Genomic DNA, 17,634 nt, shown 5'->3' with positions numbered 1-17,634 from the left:
ATAGAGTAGTCAGAGTGCGGGGGGCGGTACACTCTGACGTGTACGTGAATGTCAACCTTCGGGCAGTGGACGGGGGACCGGCCGGTGAAGATCGGTGAGCTGGCGCGCCGCACCGGCGTGACCACCAGGACCCTGCGCTACTACGAGGAGCAGGGTCTGCTGCACCCGGAGCGGGAGAGCAACGGCTACCGCTCCTACCCCGAGTCCTCCGTGACACGGGTGGAGCAGGTGCGCGACCTTCTCGCCGCCGGCCTGTCCACCCGCGTCATCCGGGTCGTCGTCCCCTGCTTCGAAGGCTCCGGGTCCCAGCTCCGGCCGCAGGTGGACGGCGAACTGGCCGCCAACCTGGCCCGCGAGGTCGAGCAGATGGACGCCCGTATCGACGCCCTGACCCGCAACCGCGACGCCGTCCGCCGCTTCCTGCGCGGCGCCACCCCTCCGGGGCCCGACCGGCACTCCGCATCGGCATGAACCCTTCGCGTGCCCGCCGCCCCCGTGGGGGCGGCCGGACGCACGGTACGGGTCCGCTGTCAGGAGCAGGAGCGGACCGGGACGGCGCCGACGACGGCCCACGGCCCGGCGAGGGGGTTTCCCCTCGATGCCGTAGGGCGTCCCGGGGTTCATGACTGCGCCCTGACCGGTCGCAGGGCGTCGCACCGGTCGCAGTGGCAGTGGCAGTGGCGGGAGGGGCGGGGAGCGTACCGGCGCCCGCCGACAGCGGTCCTCGGCTTCACGTGAGACCGAGGGCGCCCAGGGACACGACGGCCGACGTGGTGAGCAGGCCGAGGACGATGTGTTCGTAGCGGGTGTGGCCGAAGCGGTGGAAGGCCCGGGTGCCCGCCGCCTGACCCAGGAGCGCGGCGCCTACGAGCGGCAGCCACAGGGGGTAGACCTCCCAGGCGCCCGTGAACAGGAGCGCCGCGACGCTGAGGGGCAGGCGCACCAGGGAGAGGGCGACGAGGGTGTCGCGCATGGTGTGCGGGGTCAGGCCCCGGTGGACGAGGTAGTAGACGCTGGGCGGTCCCCCGAGGGACGTCGAGGTGCTCAACGCCCCGGACAGGAGGCCCGCCGGGGCCGCCCAGACCGGGTTCAGGACGGCGCCGTCCTCGCGCGAGAGGACCCTCAGGACCACCGCCGCGATGACCACGCACGCGACGAACACCTGGAGCCCGAGCGCGGGCAGCGCCGTGAGCAGCCAGGCCCCGAGGAGCATCCCCGGGGCCGACCACAGCGCGAGGGCGCACGTCTCGCGCACCGCCGGCCGCGGCACGTCCCGTCGCATCGCCAGGATGGCGATGTCGCAGGCGGTACCGGTGATCATGATGGTCGAGACGGCCTGGGGGCCGCCCAGCGCCGCCGTGAGCAGCGGGGCGCTGAGCAGCGCGAAGCCGAACCCGGACAGGGACTGGACGGCGGCGCTGAACAGGATCAGCGCGAACAGCCCCGCGAACAGGGCGGCGTCATCGGGAGGGGGCACCTGTGCTCCGCTCGTATCCGCAGTCGGCCAGCAGGTCCCCCGCGACGCTCTCGTACTGTGCCGTCCTCGTGTGGCCGAGTTCGCGTCGGAAGCGGCCCACGGAGTTCTGTGTGAGCCGCGCCTTGGTCTTCTCGGCGGCGGGGTGGGACCACGGGTTCCGGTGGAGGGGGTGCTCCAGCTCGTGGTGGCGGACCATGCGCGCCGACCACGCGATGCCCAGGAAGTCGCACATCCGGCGGGTGACCGCCTCGGGGGAGGCGACGAGGTCCTCGTAGCGCACCTCGAGGTAGCGGCCGGACGGGGCCCGGTGGCGCGCGAAGGAGATGATCTCCACCCAGTCCCGGGCCGCGGTCTCGACGTCCTTGTGGCCCCAGTCGGGCACCGTGTGGAGGTGGGAGGTGATGACGTCCCTGCCGTCGCGGACGATGTGGATGAACCGCGCCCGCGGCCAGATCCTGGCGAACTCGTCCACGTCCCTGATCTTGCGCTGCAGCTTGATGCCCCACGTCCGCGCGCCCTGCGCGCGTGCGCGGGCCTCGCTGAGGACCCTGATCAGCTCGCACCGCTGCGGGAGCGTGACGAGGTTGCCCCCGTCCCTGTCGAGCCGGGCGCGGATCGCCCCGGCCAGCTCGGCGTAGCCGATGCCGAACCGTTCGCACTGCTTGACGAAATGGGCCGCGTCGTACCAGTACGGATCCCCGCTGGAGGTGCCGGGGCCGACCGCGCGCGGGTCGCGCGACCGGACCAGCTCGATCGCCTCCAGGACGTGCGTGCCGAGGTTGGGGGGCTCGACGAAGTCGAGTTCGGGACCCACGCACAGGTCGGGGTGGGAGTTGAGGACGATGCTGAGCAGCGTGGTGCCGGAGCGGTTCTCACCGCCGAGCAGGACGGGGTTCATCGGAGCGCTCCCTTCTCACGGGCGGGTTTCACCTGTGCGGCGACCTTGGCCGTCCACCACAGGTCCGCCACCGAGGGGGTGGCGCGGAAGGCGTCGGCGCAGAAGTCGGCGAACGGCTGCCAGAGTGCGTCGTCGGGGGTCTCGAAGGGGCTCGCGTGGCCGGTCGCGGCCGTCCCCTCCGCGAGCGTGCGGGCCGTGCGGACGGCGAGGGCCACATGGTCGTCGGTCACCCCGGCCCCGGGCAGGACCGTCCCTCCGCTCCCCAGGAAGAGTCCGGCGTCGAGCATCGTCCGGTAGAAGCCGCCGGCGAGGTCGCCGGTGGCGAAGACCAGGTGGAGGATCCCGTCGTCCCACGCCGCGCACGCCGGGTAGCCGGTGGCGGAGAACACCTCGTTGAGCCCGGCGCCCAGGGACGCGGTGGTCCGGTGCACCCGTGCCGTCTCCTCGGCCAGGAGGTCGATGCTCTCCAGCGCCACGACGAACGGCGTCGTCTCGCGCAGGTAGGTGTTCCCGAGGTCGGTGGCCTCGTGGGCGCCGGCGACCCGGGGGCCGAGCAGCACGGCCGAGAGGGCGGTGCCGTTCGCGAGCCCCTTGCTGAGCACGGTGATGTCGGGCCTGGGGTCCAGGCGCGCCGTCAGCCCGCCCGGGCCGACGCGGAACCCCGTCATCACCTCGTCCAGGACGGCGACGCCGCCGAACCCGTGCGTGATCGAGATGAGCTCCTCCAGGTGCCCCGTCGGCATGACGTCGTGTTCGGGGGAGACGACGACGGCCGCGAGGTCGTCGGCGTACTCGCGGCAGAGCGCGAGCAGCTGGTCGGCGTCGTAGCCGAAGTGGTGCACCCGGGGGTCGTACGCGTGCTGCCGGGCGTCGCCCTGGTACTGCAGCTGCCAGTCGTGCCATCCGTGGTACCCGCTGGTGAGGACGGTGTTCTTGCCGGTCGCCGCCCGTGCCAGGCGCACCGCTGCCGAGGTCGCGCAGGAGCCGGTCCGCATGAAGGCGACCCTCTCGCTGTGCGGGAACAGGTCCAGCAGCCGTAGCGCGAGGTCGACGCGGATCCTGCTCATGGTCCCGGGGAGGATGCCGCCGCCGTCGGCGAGGTGCCGGGTGACGGCATCCACGATCCTGGGGTGCCCCATGCCGAGGGGGGCGGCGCCGGTGCACGAGGTGAAGTCGACGTAGGACCTGCCCTCGGCGTCGGTGAACGTCGCGCCCCGGCCCCGTTCCAGCAGCAGCGGGTTCTTGCGGTCCATGTCCCGCGTCCGGGTGCAGGTGGTGTCGAGTGCTTGCTGTATTCCGTCCAAGGGGTCCTCCTAGGAGTGCTGTGCGAGCTGCCTGCTGATGCGCAGCGCGTTGGCGATCACTGTCATCGTCGGGTTGGCGGCGGCCGCGTACGGGAAGTAGGCGGAGTCGGCGACATAGACGTTGTCGCACTGGTGCAGCCGTCCCTCGGGGCCGACCACCGAGGTCCTGGGGTCCGTGCCCGCGCGGCAGCCGCCCGCCAGGTGCGCCATGCCCGTGGCGTTGAACTCCTCCTGGGCACGGACGCCGCGTCCGATGCGTGCGAGGGTGTCGACCGCGATCGAGCGGAGGGAGCGCAGCCGTCGCAGGTCGGACCGGTGGGTCCTGTGCCGGATCACGACGTTGGGCCCGTCGGCGGAGGAGGGGGCCGGCGCCACGGAGTTCTCGGCCATCGGCGTCTCCGACACGACGAAGTGCAGACGGATCGTGTCGGGCCGGTCGGAGGCCGACGCCTCGTAGAGGAAGCCGCCGCATCCGCCCCCGGGCAGCCGGTGGTAGAAGTCCGTGGTCGCGGTGGTGCTGAACAGGGTGGGGCTCTCCCGCAGCTGTGCCGAGGCAGGGGCCCGCACGTCGGCGTACCCGGTGAGCTTGAACTGGATGCCCCGTCCCACCTGGTCGTTCCCGTTGGCCAGTCCGTGCGGGTGGAGGCGGCTGGTGGAGCGCAGGAGCAGGGCGCAGCTGTTGAGCGCGCCGGCCGCGATGACGAAGTGCCGGGCCCTGATGGTCGCGTGCCGGCCCCTGACCGTGTCCAGGCACTCGACCGCGCTGACCCGGCCGCTCGGGTCGACCCGGAGGGCCTCGGCGGTGACCGCGTGGGCGAGGCGCAGCCGGTGCTCGGAGCCGGATCCCAGCACGAGCGGGAGCACCGAGGCCTTCGCGCCCGTCCGGCAGAGCGTCTCGTTGCAGGGACCGCACCGGGTGCAGGCGGGGCGTCGGGCGAAAGGACGGGAGTTGACCCCGAGCGGTGTGGGGAAGTGTCCGATCCCGAGTTCGTCGAACGCCTCGTTGATGAGCTCGGCCCGTGCGCTGGGCGGATGCGGTGGCAGGAGGGGCGCGCACGAGGGCGGCTCGGTGGGGTCGAGGCCGGTGGTGCGCGCGATCCCGAAGCGCCGCTCGACCTCGTCGTAGTACGGGCGCAGGTCCTCGTATCCGATGGGCCAGCGCGGGTCGGCCGAGGCGTGTGCGAACGCCGCGGACCTGTCGAAGTCCTGTGCGCGGTAGCGGACCAGGATCCCCGCGTACCGCTCCATGCCGCCGCCGGGACCGCGCAGGGTCCACGGGTTGGCCGGATGGACGCCGTGGTCGCTGACGAGCACGCTGTCGGTCGTCGCGGCGCGCAGTTCGCTGTAGGAGCTCTCGGGCGAGGCCGTTCCGGCTTCCAGGAGCAGCGTCTCCCCGCGCCTGGAGAGCTCGTGAGCGGCGATGAGGCCTGCAGGCCCTCCGCCGATGACGCAGTAGTCGTAGTCGGGGCTTCGTGGGATCTGACTGAGCTGGACGAAATGCTTCACTGGCTCGGTGTCCCGTGCTGGGGCGTGGTTGGCCGGAGGCCATGGTCGGGTGAGGGGCCTCGGATGACCGCGTGATTCCGACTGGTTCTCGTTCGACGTGAAAGGGAGTAGCGAATCTGGAGCGAATTCTTCCGGCTGGGGAACCGGGTTCCGGGGCGCTCGGTACGTTGGAGGGAATGGGGTCTGCCGGCACTCCAGGGCCGTTCGGTCTGTTCACTGCTCGTTCTCGGTCGTCGGCGAGAAGCCCCCCGCGGAACATTAGTTCCCTCAATCGCCCCAGTCAATAGCAGTCCCTTATTCGTTGATTTACCCGAATTAGTGTTGGTGTGGGTCTTTATCGTTCCTTTGTGGGGGTGTTCCGGGCGAGGAGGTGGACAGATACTTCTGTCCTGCGGGTGATAGCGGTCCTCGACGCGGTCGTGCACACTCGTGGGAGTGTGCTGTGGTCCGTGGGATTCCCTGTGCGGCCGCGGGAACATATCCGCCCGCGGGAAAGGGGCGGTGTTTCCTTTCTGTTTCCACTCGCGACGAAGACCGGTGTGCTCCTTCGGTGGGAGTGGCGGCAGTGGTATCCGTCATTTTTCACGCAACCCCTTTCGTGCCGGTTCTGCGCGCGGTGGTTTCCGTCGGCCGGCGTGTGGCGGAACGGCGGATCGGTGCGCCGAACCGCTCTTCCGCCTTGCCGGCGAATGTTTCTCCGTGCGAGGACCCGTGTATCCGCGCACCGGGTTGTCTCGGGAGGGAGGGCCCCGCGCACATCGACCCTGTCCGCCGCGGCACGGCGCCCGGAGCCGTCGGTCCGACACCGCTTCCCCGGGAGGCACGGCGCCCGAGGGCACGCCGTGGGAGCCCGGCCGGGGGCCGGTGTGCGGCTCCGGACCCGCCCGGCCACGGCGTCGTGCCGTGCCTTCCTCACCCCGTGCGGGCGTGCCGGGCCGCGTCCGTGACGTCGCGCACGCTCCTGTGGCCGGAGGCGTCCACGAGCAGGCTCCGCGCCAGCCGCAGGGCCGCGCGTTCACAGGCCGCCCTCGCCCCGGGGTCGGTGATGCCGGTCAGGTCGGCGGGACGGGCGAAGCCGATCAGGCGCCTCATGAGCTCGGCTCCGCAGAAACCGACGGAGTCGCAGAGGACCCGGTCCAGATAGGCGCCGCGTTCGGCCTCCAGGGCGGCGGCCCCGCGGGCGTCGGCGAAGAGCGCGGCGGGGTAGGAGTCGCCGCGGCCCGACGAGCGCCACAGGGCGAGGAAGCGCTCGCGGAAGACGTCCCAGGTCTGCTCCACCTGGTCCAACAGCCAGGCCTGCTGTTCGTCCTCGGGGGGAGAGGGCGTTCCGCGGCGGCCGTCCGCGGCGAAGTAGGCGATGAGCAGGTGCGCCAGGAACCCGCCCACGTCGAAGCCCATGGGGCCGAAGCACGCGAACTCGTGGTCGAAGACCCGGCTCCCGGTCGCGCCCACCATGACCGAGCCGGTGTGCAGGTCACCGTGCAGCAGCGCCTGTCTGCTGGTGAGGTAGCGGTCCTTGAGGCGGGCGGCGGCGATCAGGACGCAGGTGTCGGCCCGGACGGCGGCCACCTCCGCGTCCAGTTCGGGAGAGGTCCAGCTGTTGCGGTGGAAGTCGCGGTAGATCTCCGTGAAGACCATGTCCTCCATGATTCGGCACATCTCGGTGTTGAGCTCGAACTCCGCGACCAGGGCGCGTTTGTCCGCGGCGGGCAGGGCCAGGTCCGAGGTGGCGAAGAGCGTGCGGGCCAGGTAGTCGCCGACCTGCTCGCCCAGCCCCGGGTGGAGGGCCCCTCGGCCCAGGCGGTGGCGCAGGACGGTGTGGTCCTCCACGTACTCCATGACGAGCAGGTGGCGGTCGCGGTCCAGGTGCAGGGGGGCGGGCAGCGCCCCGGGGGCCGCCCGCCCGTGCTCTTCCAGGGCGCGGTACTCGTGGACGACGCGTTCGGGGGTCAGCGGCCAGGACTCGCCCGCCACGCGCACGTAGGGCGGGGCCTGTTTGACGCACACCGAGCCGGAGGGGCCCAGGACCCGGTACACGAAGTTGACGTTGCCGTCGCCGACCTCCTCGACCCGCCAGTCGCCGGCCCCTCCGCCGAGCCTCGCCCGCGGCAGGGGGAGCGTCTCCAGGTACGCGGTCAGGGCACGGTCGGCGAACGCGGTGCGTCCGGGCGGGGCTGGATCGGTGTTCTCCACGGCGGCTCCTCCGGTCGTGTGCTTCCTGTCAGGGTGCGTTCAGCGGGCGCCCGAGTCGCGGTACCACTCCGGGAGGGGCAGGGCGAAGTGTTCGCGAAGAACGGCCTCCGCGCTGTCGAGGGTTCCCTCGACGGACCCCGGGTCATGGGTCCAGCAGTCGCCGACCACGTGCACGCGCTCGCGTGCGGCCGGCTGACCCATGCGCCGTGCCAGGGCGCGCGGGTCGTGACCGGGGCGCCTCGTGTGCCAGGCGCCGCTGCTCCAGTCCCGCCAGCAGGCTGCGAGGGGCGGTTCGAGGGAGGGCAGGCCGTGGACGTGTCGGAGCAGGGCGTGGGCGCGGGCGACCACGGCGGCGCCCGGCGCCGGAGCGTCGCCCGCGGAGGGGAAGGCGTGGTCCCCCGCCGGGCCCTCGCCGATCCTGCCGCTGAGCCACTGCCCCACCGAGGGGCCGCTGGGATAGGCGGCGAGCATCGGAGCGGGCGACGGGTGCGGATCGCCGCCGGGGGGTTGGCAGGTGCTTCCGTACCAGAGCTGGCGCAGGGGGGCGTCGGTGGTGCTCCTTCCCCGGCTCAGGCCCAGATCCCGCCACCACGGGCGCCGGTAGAGGTGGAAGAGCTTGAGGGCGGGGACGGCCTCGACCGCGGCCAGGTCGGCGGACAGGTGCGCGCCCACGGGCAGGCCGGTGAGGTCGAGAGCGCCCAGCGGCCCGGGAGGGAGGGCCAGTACGACGGCGTCGGCGCACACGCGGACGTGGCCGGGCAGGAGGCGCCCCCGCGTGTCCGACCGCCGGAAGAGGAGCCGGTGGTGTCGCCGCCCGGAGCCCTCGCCGGGAGCGCCCCCGCGCTCGACCCGCACCAGCCGGTGGCCGAGGCGGGTAACGCCGCCGGCCTGCGTGAAACGTTCGTGCAGGGCCCGCGGCAGGCTCTCCATGCCCCGCCGCAGACAGACGTACTCGGCGTCGGGCGGGGTCCGGTAGAGCAGGTCGAGCTGCGCGGTCGCGCCCTCGCCCCCTGCGGACACGTCGTAGCCGCCCGCGTCGTGCACGAAGGCCACGGCGTCGCCGCTCAGGACGGCCCGCAGGGCGTCGGACCAGGTCGCCTCCTCCAGGGGGCGGTTGTGCAGCCGCCCCGTACGGCACCGCGATCTGAAGTCCGCCAGCGCGCGGTCGGCGACCGACCGGTCCCCTCGCGCGCGTGCCTCGTGGTGGGTGCGGCGGCTCTCCGTGAACCCCGGCACCAGGGTCTGCGCCACCCTGTCGGCCAGGGCCCCCGGCGCCAGCCCGCGTTCGGCCGGGCGCAGCCGGTAGGGGAGGGCGGCACCGGCCAGGTCCCCCTGCCGCGTCCTGCTCCCCCTCAGGTGGAACAGGTTCTCCGGCCGTCCGAACTCGAACGGCACCAGGTCCGCGCCCAACCCCAGGTCCTCGACGAGCCCCAGGACCCGGCGCAGGCCCGTGTGCAGCCGCATGGCGCCCAGGTCGGCCCAGGCCCCGGACGGGCCGGGAAGCCGGACGGAGTGCATTCTTCCGCCGATCCTGTGGTCGTTCTCGAAAAGGCCGATTCTGCTCCCTCTCCTCGCCTCGGCCAACCTGTTCGCGACGTGGCATCCGGCGAGGCCGGCACCGACGACCGCTACATCCAGATATTCCACATCGGAATCCTCTTCCCCTGAAACCACAGAACCAACACCTGCACTTCCGCCCCACAGTACTCTTGCCAGCCGAAGACACCGCACGCATACTGAGGGCATAATATGCTGTTCATATTTTCTTGAGACCGGGGAGCTGCATGATCTTCCGTCCGCAGGTACTTCAGGAGACCTCGAACGCTTACGACCAGTTCTCCGAGTACTTCCGCGACATCAGATCATTCTTCGAGGTCCTCAGCGTCCGGTTCTCCCTCCCCGAATACGGGACCCGGCTCACCCCCGTGGCGGGAAAAGCGCTGTTCTCCAACGCCAACAGCTACCTCCTGTCGGACGACAGCGCCTACCCCTACTACCTGTGGCTTCCCAGCTGGCTGGGCCGTTTCTACATCGACGCCGAGCGCATCCCCGAGGGCAGGACCGCCGACGACTGCCGTATCGCCGACGCCGGCCTCGTCGCCTTCGTCTGGCCCTGGCTCGGCTTCGGCGACGCCTACGTGCAGAACTCCCCGCACCCGGAATGCTGGTTCGGGGTGACCGACCCGCGTCCACAGAATCCTGATGAGCCGGTTCTCACCACCGCTCAGAACCTCTTCAACCACTTTCGCCTGGAAACCACGTTCGAGGCCGAGTGCGGGGGCTGGCTCACCGGTGGTTTCCATCCCGAACCGAGGATCGGCTGCAACCTGACCGGCACCTGGTACCTGCGCCGTGTCCCCCTGTCGGTTCTCACCGACTACTACCAGGTGGAGAAGAACGTGATACGGCCGCTGGGAGAGAAATTCACGGAGCTGTCCGAAGCCGGGCGGGAAAACACTGCTGCCTTCTCGGCCGGGAAAATGGAGGGGCCCTTCACCGGCAAAGGCGTGAACGGTAATTCGCCGAAATCGGAGATCCCCTGAGGGCGCAGCCCGAATGCCCCGTGAGGCAGCTCCGGGGCCGGTACGGTGTCGCAGGCGTGGCGCACGCTCCGCTGTGAACTCAGCCCGCTGCCGGGCCCGGGGCGGACGTGGCCCGTGGGCAGGGGCTGCTTTCGGTGGTCGGGCGCCCGGTCGGGCGGGAGGACTCAGTCGGGGGCGCGTGTTTCGTCGAGCCGTTCGACGTCGGCTCTGGGGTAGCGGTCGAGTCTGCCGGGGAGCAGGCCGTGGCGTTCGGCGGTGACCTCGAACCTGCCGACGGACCAGCCCAGCAGGTCGGCGGCCTCCTTGCCGGTCAGGCTCGCCTCGATCCAGGCCCGGCGTTGCTCGATGACGGGGGCCAGGCGTTCCTCGGTCAGGGCGTCCAGGTCCCGCAGGGAGTACAGGGCCGAGCCCATGTAGTCGCCGACCGGGGACAGCGTGCCCCGGGCGGCGAGTTCGGCGACGTCGTCCCTGGTGACGGTCAGGCCGGTGCGCGCGGCCACGCGGTCGGCGGCCTTCTGCGAGCCCAGGCCGGGGTGGTCGCCGATCTCGCGCGCGACGTCGGCGGCGATCTCGGGCAGGGCCTCGGCGACGTGCTGGGACCAGCGGCGCCCGTCGATGTCGGGAGGTGGGATGAGGCCGCGCTGCGCGGCCCTCTTGACCTGCCATTCCTTCAGGCCCATGAGCCGGGCGAGTTGGAGGGACCCGTAGCTGCCGCGTCGGCCGGGTGTCTTCTTCTTGGGAAGAGGGGTCGGTTCCGGTGCGGGGGAGCTCGCGGGTGTGGGGTCGGCGGCCAGGTCGGCGAGGATGGCCCCGGTGCGTTCGGGCAGGGTCTTGGCGAGGGCTTCGGACCACTTGCGGTCGTCGATGTCGGGGGGCGGTACGAGGCCGCGGTGCAGGGCGCGGCGGAGTTGGTCGTGGTCCAGTCCCAGCCAGCGGGCGAGTTGGACCGGTCCGAATTCCCTGGGGCGACTCATGTGGTGGGGGTGCTCCTCGTCTGCGGCAGGGGGGCAGAGCGGTTCGCCGTCCATGATGCCCGGGGGCGGTGACAGGGGACGAAGAGTACCCAGGAGTGCTGGTGGCCGAGGGCTCCCCTCGGCTGTGGAATGTCGGTCGGGCGGGGTGCCGCCGTGCGCGGAAGCTCCTCTTTCCTGCTCCTGGACATGCTTGGCGGCAACCGCGGACTGCCCGCGCCCGATGGGACTGTCATCGGTTCACCCCGACCCGTCTCCCACAGATTCTCTGCTGATCTCCTGGGGAACGGCTGTGTACAGGGTCTTTGCGACCGCGATCATGGCCTCACGCTCCCGCCGCGGACGGGGGCCGGGCGGCAGGTCCATCAGAGCGGGCCCGAAAAGGGCGAAGAACTGATCGGCGTCGTCGATGCCGTCCGGCAGTTCGATGAACCACCGGTAGCCGCAGGGCTGGGAGGGCACCCGCGCATCGGTGAGGTAGTCGTGGATGCCACCGTCCACGGCCGACCGGTCGCCTCGTGTCCGCTCCTCGACTCTGACAGTGCGCTCGCCTTTGCTCTCATAGACCACGTGCACGGGTTCGGGGGGACGCACGTCCAGGCATCGGACCATGTGCTCGGGGCCGACAGCCCAGGCGAACAAGGTATGCCAACCGGACTCGGGGACCTCGAAGAACCTCCGTCCATCGCCCGTTCCGCCATCGGCCGGCGGTTCCGCGACGATCGGGACCGCCGACCATGAACGCTCGTGCATCAGAGCACTCTCCTCGACCTCGCAGCGGTCTGCCGTCTTCTGCATGGGGGAACGGGCAGGAATCGCCCCCGCCATGATCGGAGGGCAGTGGAAAACGCGTTTCCAACGAACGTATGTCCGTGGAACCATAGGCCCCGGGCCATGCATATTCCTTCACGGTGCATCGTACTGGAGAGCGTCTTCCATGCGGTCGCCGATGATCTTCCGGTATCCCGGAACTGCGCATCATGGAAATGTTTCCTACCGAGGGCGGATGACGTGGACAGTGAGCCGGACCGGATCGATCTCCTCCTGGGGTCTCAGTGATCGAGAAGACACCGAACATGAAGAGCCTCATGCTCTCGATCCGGGTGGCGTCCTGGAGCGGAGAACGCCAACTGGACTGGATCAGGCGCACGGGGTGCGCTGAGGACGAGATCGTGCTGCAGCTGGAAGACTTCTACATCGCTGTGAAAAGTCACGTCACGTATGACGAGGAGGAAGAGTTCCCCGACTTCCTTGATGAAGGGATCCGGGAGGTCCTCGACCTCTTCACGAGACTGATCGACGTCGATCCGGAACTGTGGAGCCCCGAGTCCATGGTTTCCGCCAGGCAGTGGGACGTGGTGAGAGAGAGGGCTCGGCGCCTCCTGGTGGAAATAAGGGGTTCTTCGTGGTCGTCTTTCCTGGATGAGTGATCTCGTCTCAGACCGGGGTCGGCGAGCTGGAAAGAAGTGATCGTCCTCGCGTCCGAGGGAGTGGTGATGGCCGAGCAGGCTGTTCGCTTGTCAGATGTGTGCGAGGTGTGCGGTCGCGCTCGTGAAGTCTGGGTGGTTCAACTGGTCAGAAGCGGCAGGCTCCGCTGGGAGGTCGAGCGAGAGTGTGCCGGCTGCCAGGTCTCCCATCAGTGGGTGTGGGGGCCGGCCCCTGCCCATGTGCGCGACCTGTTGATCGATCGGCATGGCGTGGAGCACGTGAAAACCGTGGGCGAGGTGCGGAAAAGGGGTGTGCTGCTCAAGGTCTTCAGGGAGGTCTTCGGCGCATCCATTGCCGAGGCCCGAGAATTCGGTCGCGAGGCGACGGGCACCGGATATGAGGGAACACGTGTGGAGGTGCATCTTCTGTCCCGGCTCCTGCGCGAGAGAGGTGTGGAAGTCGAGGTGCGCCCTGGTTCGTGTGGGTGATCCTCGAGCACGGGGAGATACGCGACGACATCCACCACGCGTTCGCCACCCTCGGGTGCGCCGTCATCTGCCGGCGACGACTGCGCACCGCACTTCGTCGGGAGTAAGGGCAGGCGATGCGACCCGGGGGACGGCCTGCTCGATGCGTCAGAACGCACTCACAGCGGTCGGGCCCGCGCAGCCTCACATCCGGGATCTCAGCACGTCGACCTCACAGCCCGGCGCGAAGGGGTCGAAGCCGTGCTCGACCAGCCAGCGAACCCCCAGCAGGCTTCGCAACGACCACCACGCGCGGATCACGTCGCGGTCGGCGTCGGGGCCGTAACCGGCGATGACGTCGTCGAGGTTCTCCTCGTGTCCGAGCGTCAAGGTGGCGAGGTCGAACAGGGCATTGCCCCGGCCCGCCTCGGACCAGTCGATGATGCCGGTGACCTCGTCGCCGTCGACGAAGACGTGGTCGATCTGCAGGTCGCCGTGCGCGAACACCGGAGTCCACGGCCGGAACGCGGCCTCGGCGACCTGGCGGTTGCGGGTGACCAGGTCAGCGGGCAGGACACCGTTCGTCACGAGCAGCTCGCACTCGCGGTCGAGTTCCGCCGCCCACTCGTCGGGACCCCGGCGGCGCCGGCCGGGCCAGGGCGGCAACGGCGCCTCGTGCAACTGCCGGATGACGGCGCCCGCCGCGGCCCACGCCGCCGCCGACGCGGTCGACGGCCCACCGAGGCGGCCGAGCGCCGTCCCCGGGACGGCGGCGATCGCGAGCACGGGCGGCTTGCGCCACAGGACCTGCGGAGTCGGGACCGGCGCGAGGGACATCGCCTCGACCTCGACGTCGATGCGCGCCTGGTCGGCGTCCACCTTCAAGAACACGTCGCCGGCGCGCAGGGTCGCGCGCTCGGAATGGGCGACGACGACTTCGATCTCATCCATGGGCGACCAGTATCCCGGGGATGACCGCCGGCGTCGCCGGGTTTGTCGCGTGCGACGACGCGGCTGGCCACGTCCCGCCACCCGGCGGCCTCGTGCACGGCACCGACCTCCGACCAGGTCAAGCCCACCGCTTCTGTGAGGAGTCCTCAGTGCTGCAACAATCTGTCGTTGCAGTACTGAGGGACTTGGTTCTGGGACTGCTGTCGGGCCTGCCACGCAAAAACTGTTGGAGCATCGCCGAATGGGCCGGGGAGGCCGCTCCGGACGGCAGACAGCACCTGCTCGGAGACCCGGTGAGCCACGACCGGCGACAAGCCGCACAGCCATGGAGATCACGAACTGTGATGGACCGTCAGCGGTCCTCCAACTCGACGAACCGGCTCGCCCATGCCCTGAACCGATCGTCGGACTCCTTCCGCCCGGCCCAGAGCGCGTGCGGGTCCTCCGGCGGCTCAAGGCCGAAGTTCTCGTTCAGCCAGGTGAGGAACTCATGGTGGCCGTCGCTGTGCTCCTCGATGTCCTCAGGGGCGAGAAACCCGAAGTCGGCGACGGGCTCGCTGTCGATCGCCAGAAGCTGGAACAGCTCCCTCAGGTCCCGCGCGATCACATAGAGGTGCCCTTCATCGCCGACCAGGACGACGGGCAGAGCGGCGAGGTCGGTCCGATCGTCGCACCGCCACAGCGCGTAGTCGGAGCCGGAGTGGTTGGCCTGCGCGAAGGGGATGAACCGGCTCAGGAACTCCGGGTGCTCCGACCAGGTGTGGAGGCCGGAGTCTGCGCCGTACCCGCGCAGCTCGAAACCCTCCGAGTAGTAGACCGGGCCGATCCGGTCCTCGAACTCCTTGAGCAGGTTCAGCTCCGGGATCGGCGAGTACGCCTCGCTCATGTGGCCTCCTTGCCCGGCCGGGACGCCTGGCGCGGTTGCGGACGTCTTGCACCGGCCAGGTGATGCTATCCACGCCGGGGACCATCGGGCGGGTGCCGGCGGGCGGCCTCGATCGGGGGCGGGCGAGGTCAGCCGGTCAGGGGCGACGGGCGGGGCGGGTCGCGCTCCTGAAAAGCAGCCGTCAGCGGCTCCGGGCCGTGACGCGCCCTCGCGCGCCGGTGGCGTCCGCAGTCGTTGCGGTGGTCGTCCTCACAGCATGGGGGAGCAGTCGGCATCGGGGTCCCGCGTGATGGCGATCACGTCGTCGAGCCGGTCGCGCACGTCGAGCAGGTCGGTGATCCGCTGGTCGATGCGGGCGCGTTCGGACTCCAGCTGGTCCAGGAGCGCCGGGTGCGCCTCGCCCGAGTCCACGCACGGCAGCACATCGCGGACCACCCTGCTGGGCAGGCCCGCGGCGTACAGCTGTTGGATCAGCCGGACCCGGCCGACGGCGGTGTCGGGGTAGTGCCGCTGGCCTCCGGGGCTGCGGTCGGCCGGGAGCAGATCCTGTTCCTCGTAGTAGCGCAGCGCCCGGACGCTCACCCCCGCCTTGTCGGCGACCTCACCGATACGCACCGGTCCTCCTCCGCCCGGGCGGCCTGCCCGATTTGCACCTGACGTCAACGTCAGGTTCTAGCGTAGTGGGTGTCGGCACTCGCCGAACATTCGCCTCACCGATCTCACGAACGGCCGGTTCCGGCCGCGTGGAAGGGCAGAACATCATGCGGGCAGTCCGTTTTCACGAGTACGGCGGTGTGGAGACCCTCGTGGTCGAGCAGGCGCCGGACCCGCACCCCGGACCCGGTGAGATCCGCATCCGCGTCGCGGCGGCCGGCGTCAACCCCGTCGACTGGAAGGTGCGCTCCGGTGCGGTACGCGAGGTGCTTCCCGTGGACCTGCCCGCGATTCCCGGGCGTGACGCCGTGGGCGTCGTCGACGGGATCGGTGACGGGGTACAGGGGGTGGACATCGGGGACCGCGTCTTCGGCCTGGGCGGCGTCACCGGCGCGACGGCGGAGCTGGCCGTGCTCTCGGCCTGGGCCCACGCGCCCACCACATGGACGGACGAGGAGGCCGCCGGCGCCGGTCTGGCCTCCGTCACCGCGATGGGCGGACTGAAGGCGCTCGGCCCCCTGAGGGGGCGCACCCTGCTCGTCGAGGGCGCCGCCGGAGGCGTGGGCAGTGCCGCGGTCGAGATCGCGGTGGCCCGGGGCGCCACCGTGATCGGGACGGCCAGTGAGCGCAACCACACGTTCCTCACCTCCCTCGGGGCCGTTCCCACCACCTACGGCACCGGCCTCGCGGAGCGCCTGGCCTCCCTGGCCCCGGGCGGGGTCGACCTCGCGCTCGACACCGCGGCCTCCGGCTCCCTGGACGACCTCGTCGCGATCGTGGGCGACCCCTCCCGCGTTTCGACGGTCGCCGACCACGCCAATGCGCAGCGACTGGGCACGCACCTGGCCAACGCGGAGAACGACTCCGCGCTCCTCGCCGAAGCGGGCGAACTCGGCCGACAGGGCCGCTACACACCGCGCATCGAGCGGACCTACCCCCTCGAACGGCTCGCGGAAGCGCACGCCCACGCCGAGCGCGGACACACACGGGGCAAGATCGTGGTCCGCGTCTGAGTCCGTCCGACCGTCCAGGGCTTCCCGCTGCTTCGGCCGCGGGGAGCCCGCGTCCCCGGAGGGGCCGTGCCGATGTCCTTGGGGCGGGAGCGGCGCTCCGGCGCGTCCCCCGCTGTCCCGACCCGCTCGGCGACCGGTTTGCCCCGGCCGATACCCGGGGTGCCCTAGATGAGTAATTCCAAGGGGTGCGTGGTCTGAGCACGAGGCGAGGGAGCCCATGGTCGAGTTGTGACGCAAGACCTGAACTCCCTCGCCCAAGCACTCTACGACACCACCGAGCGGCTCCTGAAGCACCGCCCGGACCTGGCCCCCTGGTGCCCCGCCATCGGTTTCCGACCCCGCCTGTCCGACGCCGACCTGGTCACCCTCGCGCTCATGCAGGCCATGCCCGGACACACCGACGAAACCCGGTGGCTGCGCTACGCCCGCACCCACCTGTCCGAACGCTTCCCCTACCTGCCCCAACAGAGCGGGTACAACAAACGCCTGCGCAAAGCAGCCCCACTGATCCGCACCCTCATCCGCTACCTGGCCACCGACACCAGCGTGTGGACCGACAACACCTGGGTCATCGATTCCACCCCCGTGGAATGCGCCCGCTCCCGCGAGACCGTCAAACGCTCCGACCTGGCAGGATGGGCCCAGTACGGGTACTGCGCCTCCCACTCCCGCTTCTTCTGGGGGCTGCGCCTGCACCTGGTGTGCACCCTGAGCGGGCTGCCCGTGGCCTTCGCCCTGACCGGGGCCAAGGCCGACGAGCGCACCACCTTGACCGGCATGTTCGAAGACGATCCCGGCCTGCTCGCCCAGCGGCCCGGGCAGATACTGATCGCGGACAAGAACTACTACGGGCGCGACTTCGAACGCTCCCTGGACCAGGCGGGGGTGAGCCTGCTGCGTCCGGCCCGCAAGGGCGAGCCCCCGCGGGCCGGAGCGGCGTTCTTCCGGCCGTTGCGGCAGGTGATCGAGTCGATCAACCAGACGTTCAAGGGCCAACTGGATCTGGAACGGCACGGTGGTCGCACCCCGGGCGGGGTGATCGCCCGGGTGCTCCAGCGCATCTTGGCGCTGACCGCGGCGATCTGGCACAACGACCGCACCGGCCAGCCGGTCCTACGCTCGTTGACGGCCTACGACCACTGACCCCTTGGAATTACTCATCTAGCTGCGAACCGCCTATGACCGGACCGCACAAGGGTTCAGAGCGCGGGTGTCCGGTCGCAAGGGCGCCCTGCCCCGGCCCCGTCCGGGCGGGCCCGCCCGCTGGGGAAGCCGCCCCCGAGCGCGAGGTCCACGAGCCTGTCGACGTCGCCGGAGTCGGCCTTCGCGGGGCCGCCGGTTGC

17 protein-coding genes are annotated in these 17,634 nt (G+C 70.7%); 6 read left to right on the top strand and 11 right to left on the bottom strand.

What is annotated here, in order from left to right:
- The first annotated feature begins 84 nt into the window (after window positions 1-84).
- Window positions 85-471, top strand: coding sequence for a MerR family transcriptional regulator (locus ACWGL3_RS01160; RefSeq protein WP_267944874.1), 387 nt, complete (start codon window positions 85-87; stop codon window positions 469-471).
- A gap of 259 nt (window positions 472-730) precedes the next feature.
- On the opposite strand, the gene ACWGL3_RS01155 is transcribed toward ACWGL3_RS01160, so the two are convergent.
- The 6 genes from ACWGL3_RS01155 to ACWGL3_RS01130 form a co-directional block, all read right to left on the bottom strand.
- The gene (locus ACWGL3_RS01155) at window positions 731-1,477 is read right to left on the bottom strand and encodes a sulfite exporter TauE/SafE family protein (protein WP_267944873.1); all 747 of its coding nucleotides are present in this window, start codon (window positions 1,475-1,477) and stop codon (window positions 731-733) included.
- Window positions 1,461-2,375 (bottom strand): sulfotransferase family protein, encoded by a 915-nt coding sequence (locus tag ACWGL3_RS01150; RefSeq protein WP_267944872.1) that lies wholly within the window; start codon window positions 2,373-2,375, stop codon window positions 1,461-1,463. The genes ACWGL3_RS01155 and ACWGL3_RS01150 overlap by 17 nt, the downstream gene beginning before the upstream one ends.
- Window positions 2,372-3,679: an aminotransferase class III-fold pyridoxal phosphate-dependent enzyme gene (locus tag ACWGL3_RS01145; RefSeq protein WP_267944871.1), complete on the bottom strand. Its 1,308-nt coding sequence runs from the start codon at window positions 3,677-3,679 to the stop codon at window positions 2,372-2,374. Before ACWGL3_RS01145 ends, ACWGL3_RS01150 begins: the two co-directional genes overlap by 4 nt.
- A gap of 9 nt (window positions 3,680-3,688) precedes the next feature.
- Window positions 3,689-5,185: a GMC oxidoreductase gene (locus tag ACWGL3_RS01140; RefSeq protein ID WP_452460637.1), complete on the bottom strand. Its 1,497-nt coding sequence runs from the start codon at window positions 5,183-5,185 to the stop codon at window positions 3,689-3,691.
- 912 nt (window positions 5,186-6,097) lie between these two features.
- Window positions 6,098-7,378, bottom strand: coding sequence for an S-methyl-5-thioribose kinase (gene mtnK, locus ACWGL3_RS01135; RefSeq protein ID WP_267944869.1), 1,281 nt, complete (start codon window positions 7,376-7,378; stop codon window positions 6,098-6,100).
- A 39-nt stretch (window positions 7,379-7,417) separates the two neighbouring features.
- A complete protein-coding gene (locus ACWGL3_RS01130; RefSeq protein ID WP_452460636.1) occupies window positions 7,418-9,124 on the bottom strand; it encodes a flavin monoamine oxidase family protein in 1,707 nt (568 codons plus the stop codon).
- A 38-nt stretch (window positions 9,125-9,162) separates the two neighbouring features.
- Between ACWGL3_RS01130 and ACWGL3_RS01125 the strand changes: the two genes are divergently transcribed.
- Entirely contained in the window at window positions 9,163-9,921 is a 759-nt protein-coding gene (locus tag ACWGL3_RS01125; protein ID WP_452460635.1) for a hypothetical protein, read from the top strand.
- A gap of 164 nt (window positions 9,922-10,085) precedes the next feature.
- On the opposite strand, the gene ACWGL3_RS01120 is transcribed toward ACWGL3_RS01125, so the two are convergent.
- Window positions 10,086-10,895 carry a hypothetical protein gene (locus tag ACWGL3_RS01120; RefSeq protein ID WP_267944866.1) on the bottom strand — a complete coding sequence of 270 codons (810 nt, stop codon included), beginning with the start codon at window positions 10,893-10,895 and terminating at the stop codon, window positions 10,086-10,088.
- Between the two features lie 237 nt (window positions 10,896-11,132).
- The gene (locus ACWGL3_RS01115) at window positions 11,133-11,690 is read right to left on the bottom strand and encodes a DUF5956 family protein (RefSeq protein WP_452460634.1); all 558 of its coding nucleotides are present in this window, start codon (window positions 11,688-11,690) and stop codon (window positions 11,133-11,135) included.
- A 257-nt stretch (window positions 11,691-11,947) separates the two neighbouring features.
- Between ACWGL3_RS01115 and ACWGL3_RS01110 the strand changes: the two genes are divergently transcribed.
- Window positions 11,948-12,322, top strand: a complete 375-nt coding sequence (locus ACWGL3_RS01110) for a hypothetical protein (protein WP_267944864.1) — start codon at window positions 11,948-11,950, stop codon at window positions 12,320-12,322.
- Window positions 12,323-12,388: 66 nt separating this feature from the next.
- Entirely contained in the window at window positions 12,389-12,808 is a 420-nt protein-coding gene (locus ACWGL3_RS01105) for a hypothetical protein (protein ID WP_267944863.1), read from the top strand.
- 183 nt (window positions 12,809-12,991) lie between these two features.
- Here the strand turns inward: ACWGL3_RS01105 and ACWGL3_RS01100 are convergent, their stop codons facing one another.
- The 3 genes from ACWGL3_RS01100 to ACWGL3_RS01090 all read right to left on the bottom strand — a co-directional run bounded on the left by ACWGL3_RS01100 (window position 12,992) and on the right by ACWGL3_RS01090 (window position 15,239).
- Window positions 12,992-13,738, bottom strand: coding sequence for a phosphotransferase family protein (locus ACWGL3_RS01100; protein WP_267944862.1), 747 nt, complete (start codon window positions 13,736-13,738; stop codon window positions 12,992-12,994).
- 352 nt (window positions 13,739-14,090) lie between these two features.
- On the bottom strand, window positions 14,091-14,624 hold the full coding sequence (locus ACWGL3_RS01095; RefSeq protein WP_452460648.1) for a hypothetical protein: 534 nt from the start codon (window positions 14,622-14,624) through the stop codon (window positions 14,091-14,093).
- A gap of 249 nt (window positions 14,625-14,873) precedes the next feature.
- Entirely contained in the window at window positions 14,874-15,239 is a 366-nt protein-coding gene (locus ACWGL3_RS01090; protein WP_267944861.1) for a MerR family transcriptional regulator, read from the bottom strand.
- 146 nt (window positions 15,240-15,385) lie between these two features.
- On the opposite strand from ACWGL3_RS01090, the gene ACWGL3_RS01085 reads away from it, so the two are divergent.
- Window positions 15,386-16,291, top strand: a complete 906-nt coding sequence (locus ACWGL3_RS01085; RefSeq protein WP_267944860.1) for an NADP-dependent oxidoreductase — start codon at window positions 15,386-15,388, stop codon at window positions 16,289-16,291.
- A gap of 228 nt (window positions 16,292-16,519) precedes the next feature.
- Window positions 16,520-17,434 (top strand): IS982 family transposase, encoded by a 915-nt coding sequence (locus ACWGL3_RS01080; protein ID WP_452460633.1) that lies wholly within the window; start codon window positions 16,520-16,522, stop codon window positions 17,432-17,434.
- Window positions 17,435-17,634: the final 200 nt, after the last annotated feature.

The sequence above is a fragment of the Nocardiopsis sp. NPDC055824 genome, assembly GCF_053616335.1.
This window is presented reverse-complemented; position numbering and strand designations above follow the sequence as displayed.

Excerpts from the sequence above, each read along its gene's own strand:
- ACWGL3_RS01100 (WP_267944862.1), bottom strand. The coding sequence starts at position 13,738 with ATGGATGAGATCGAAGTCGTCGTCGCCCATTCCGAGCGCGCGACCCTG.
- ACWGL3_RS01120 (WP_267944866.1), bottom strand. The coding sequence starts at position 10,895 with ATGAGTCGCCCCAGGGAATTCGGACCGGTCCAACTCGCCCGCTGGCTG.
- ACWGL3_RS01115 (WP_452460634.1), bottom strand. The coding sequence starts at position 11,690 with ATGCAGAAGACGGCAGACCGCTGCGAGGTCGAGGAGAGTGCTCTGATG.
- ACWGL3_RS01085 (WP_267944860.1), top strand. The coding sequence starts at position 15,386 with ATGCGGGCAGTCCGTTTTCACGAGTACGGCGGTGTGGAGACCCTCGTG.
- ACWGL3_RS01130 (WP_452460636.1), bottom strand. The coding sequence starts at position 9,124 with ATGCCCTCAGTATGCGTGCGGTGTCTTCGGCTGGCAAGAGTACTGTGG.
- ACWGL3_RS01150 (WP_267944872.1), bottom strand. The coding sequence starts at position 2,375 with ATGAACCCCGTCCTGCTCGGCGGTGAGAACCGCTCCGGCACCACGCTG.
- ACWGL3_RS01125 (WP_452460635.1), top strand. The coding sequence starts at position 9,163 with ATGATCTTCCGTCCGCAGGTACTTCAGGAGACCTCGAACGCTTACGAC.
- ACWGL3_RS01095 (WP_452460648.1), bottom strand. The coding sequence starts at position 14,624 with ATGAGCGAGGCGTACTCGCCGATCCCGGAGCTGAACCTGCTCAAGGAG.
- ACWGL3_RS01105 (WP_267944863.1), top strand. The coding sequence starts at position 12,389 with ATGGCCGAGCAGGCTGTTCGCTTGTCAGATGTGTGCGAGGTGTGCGGT.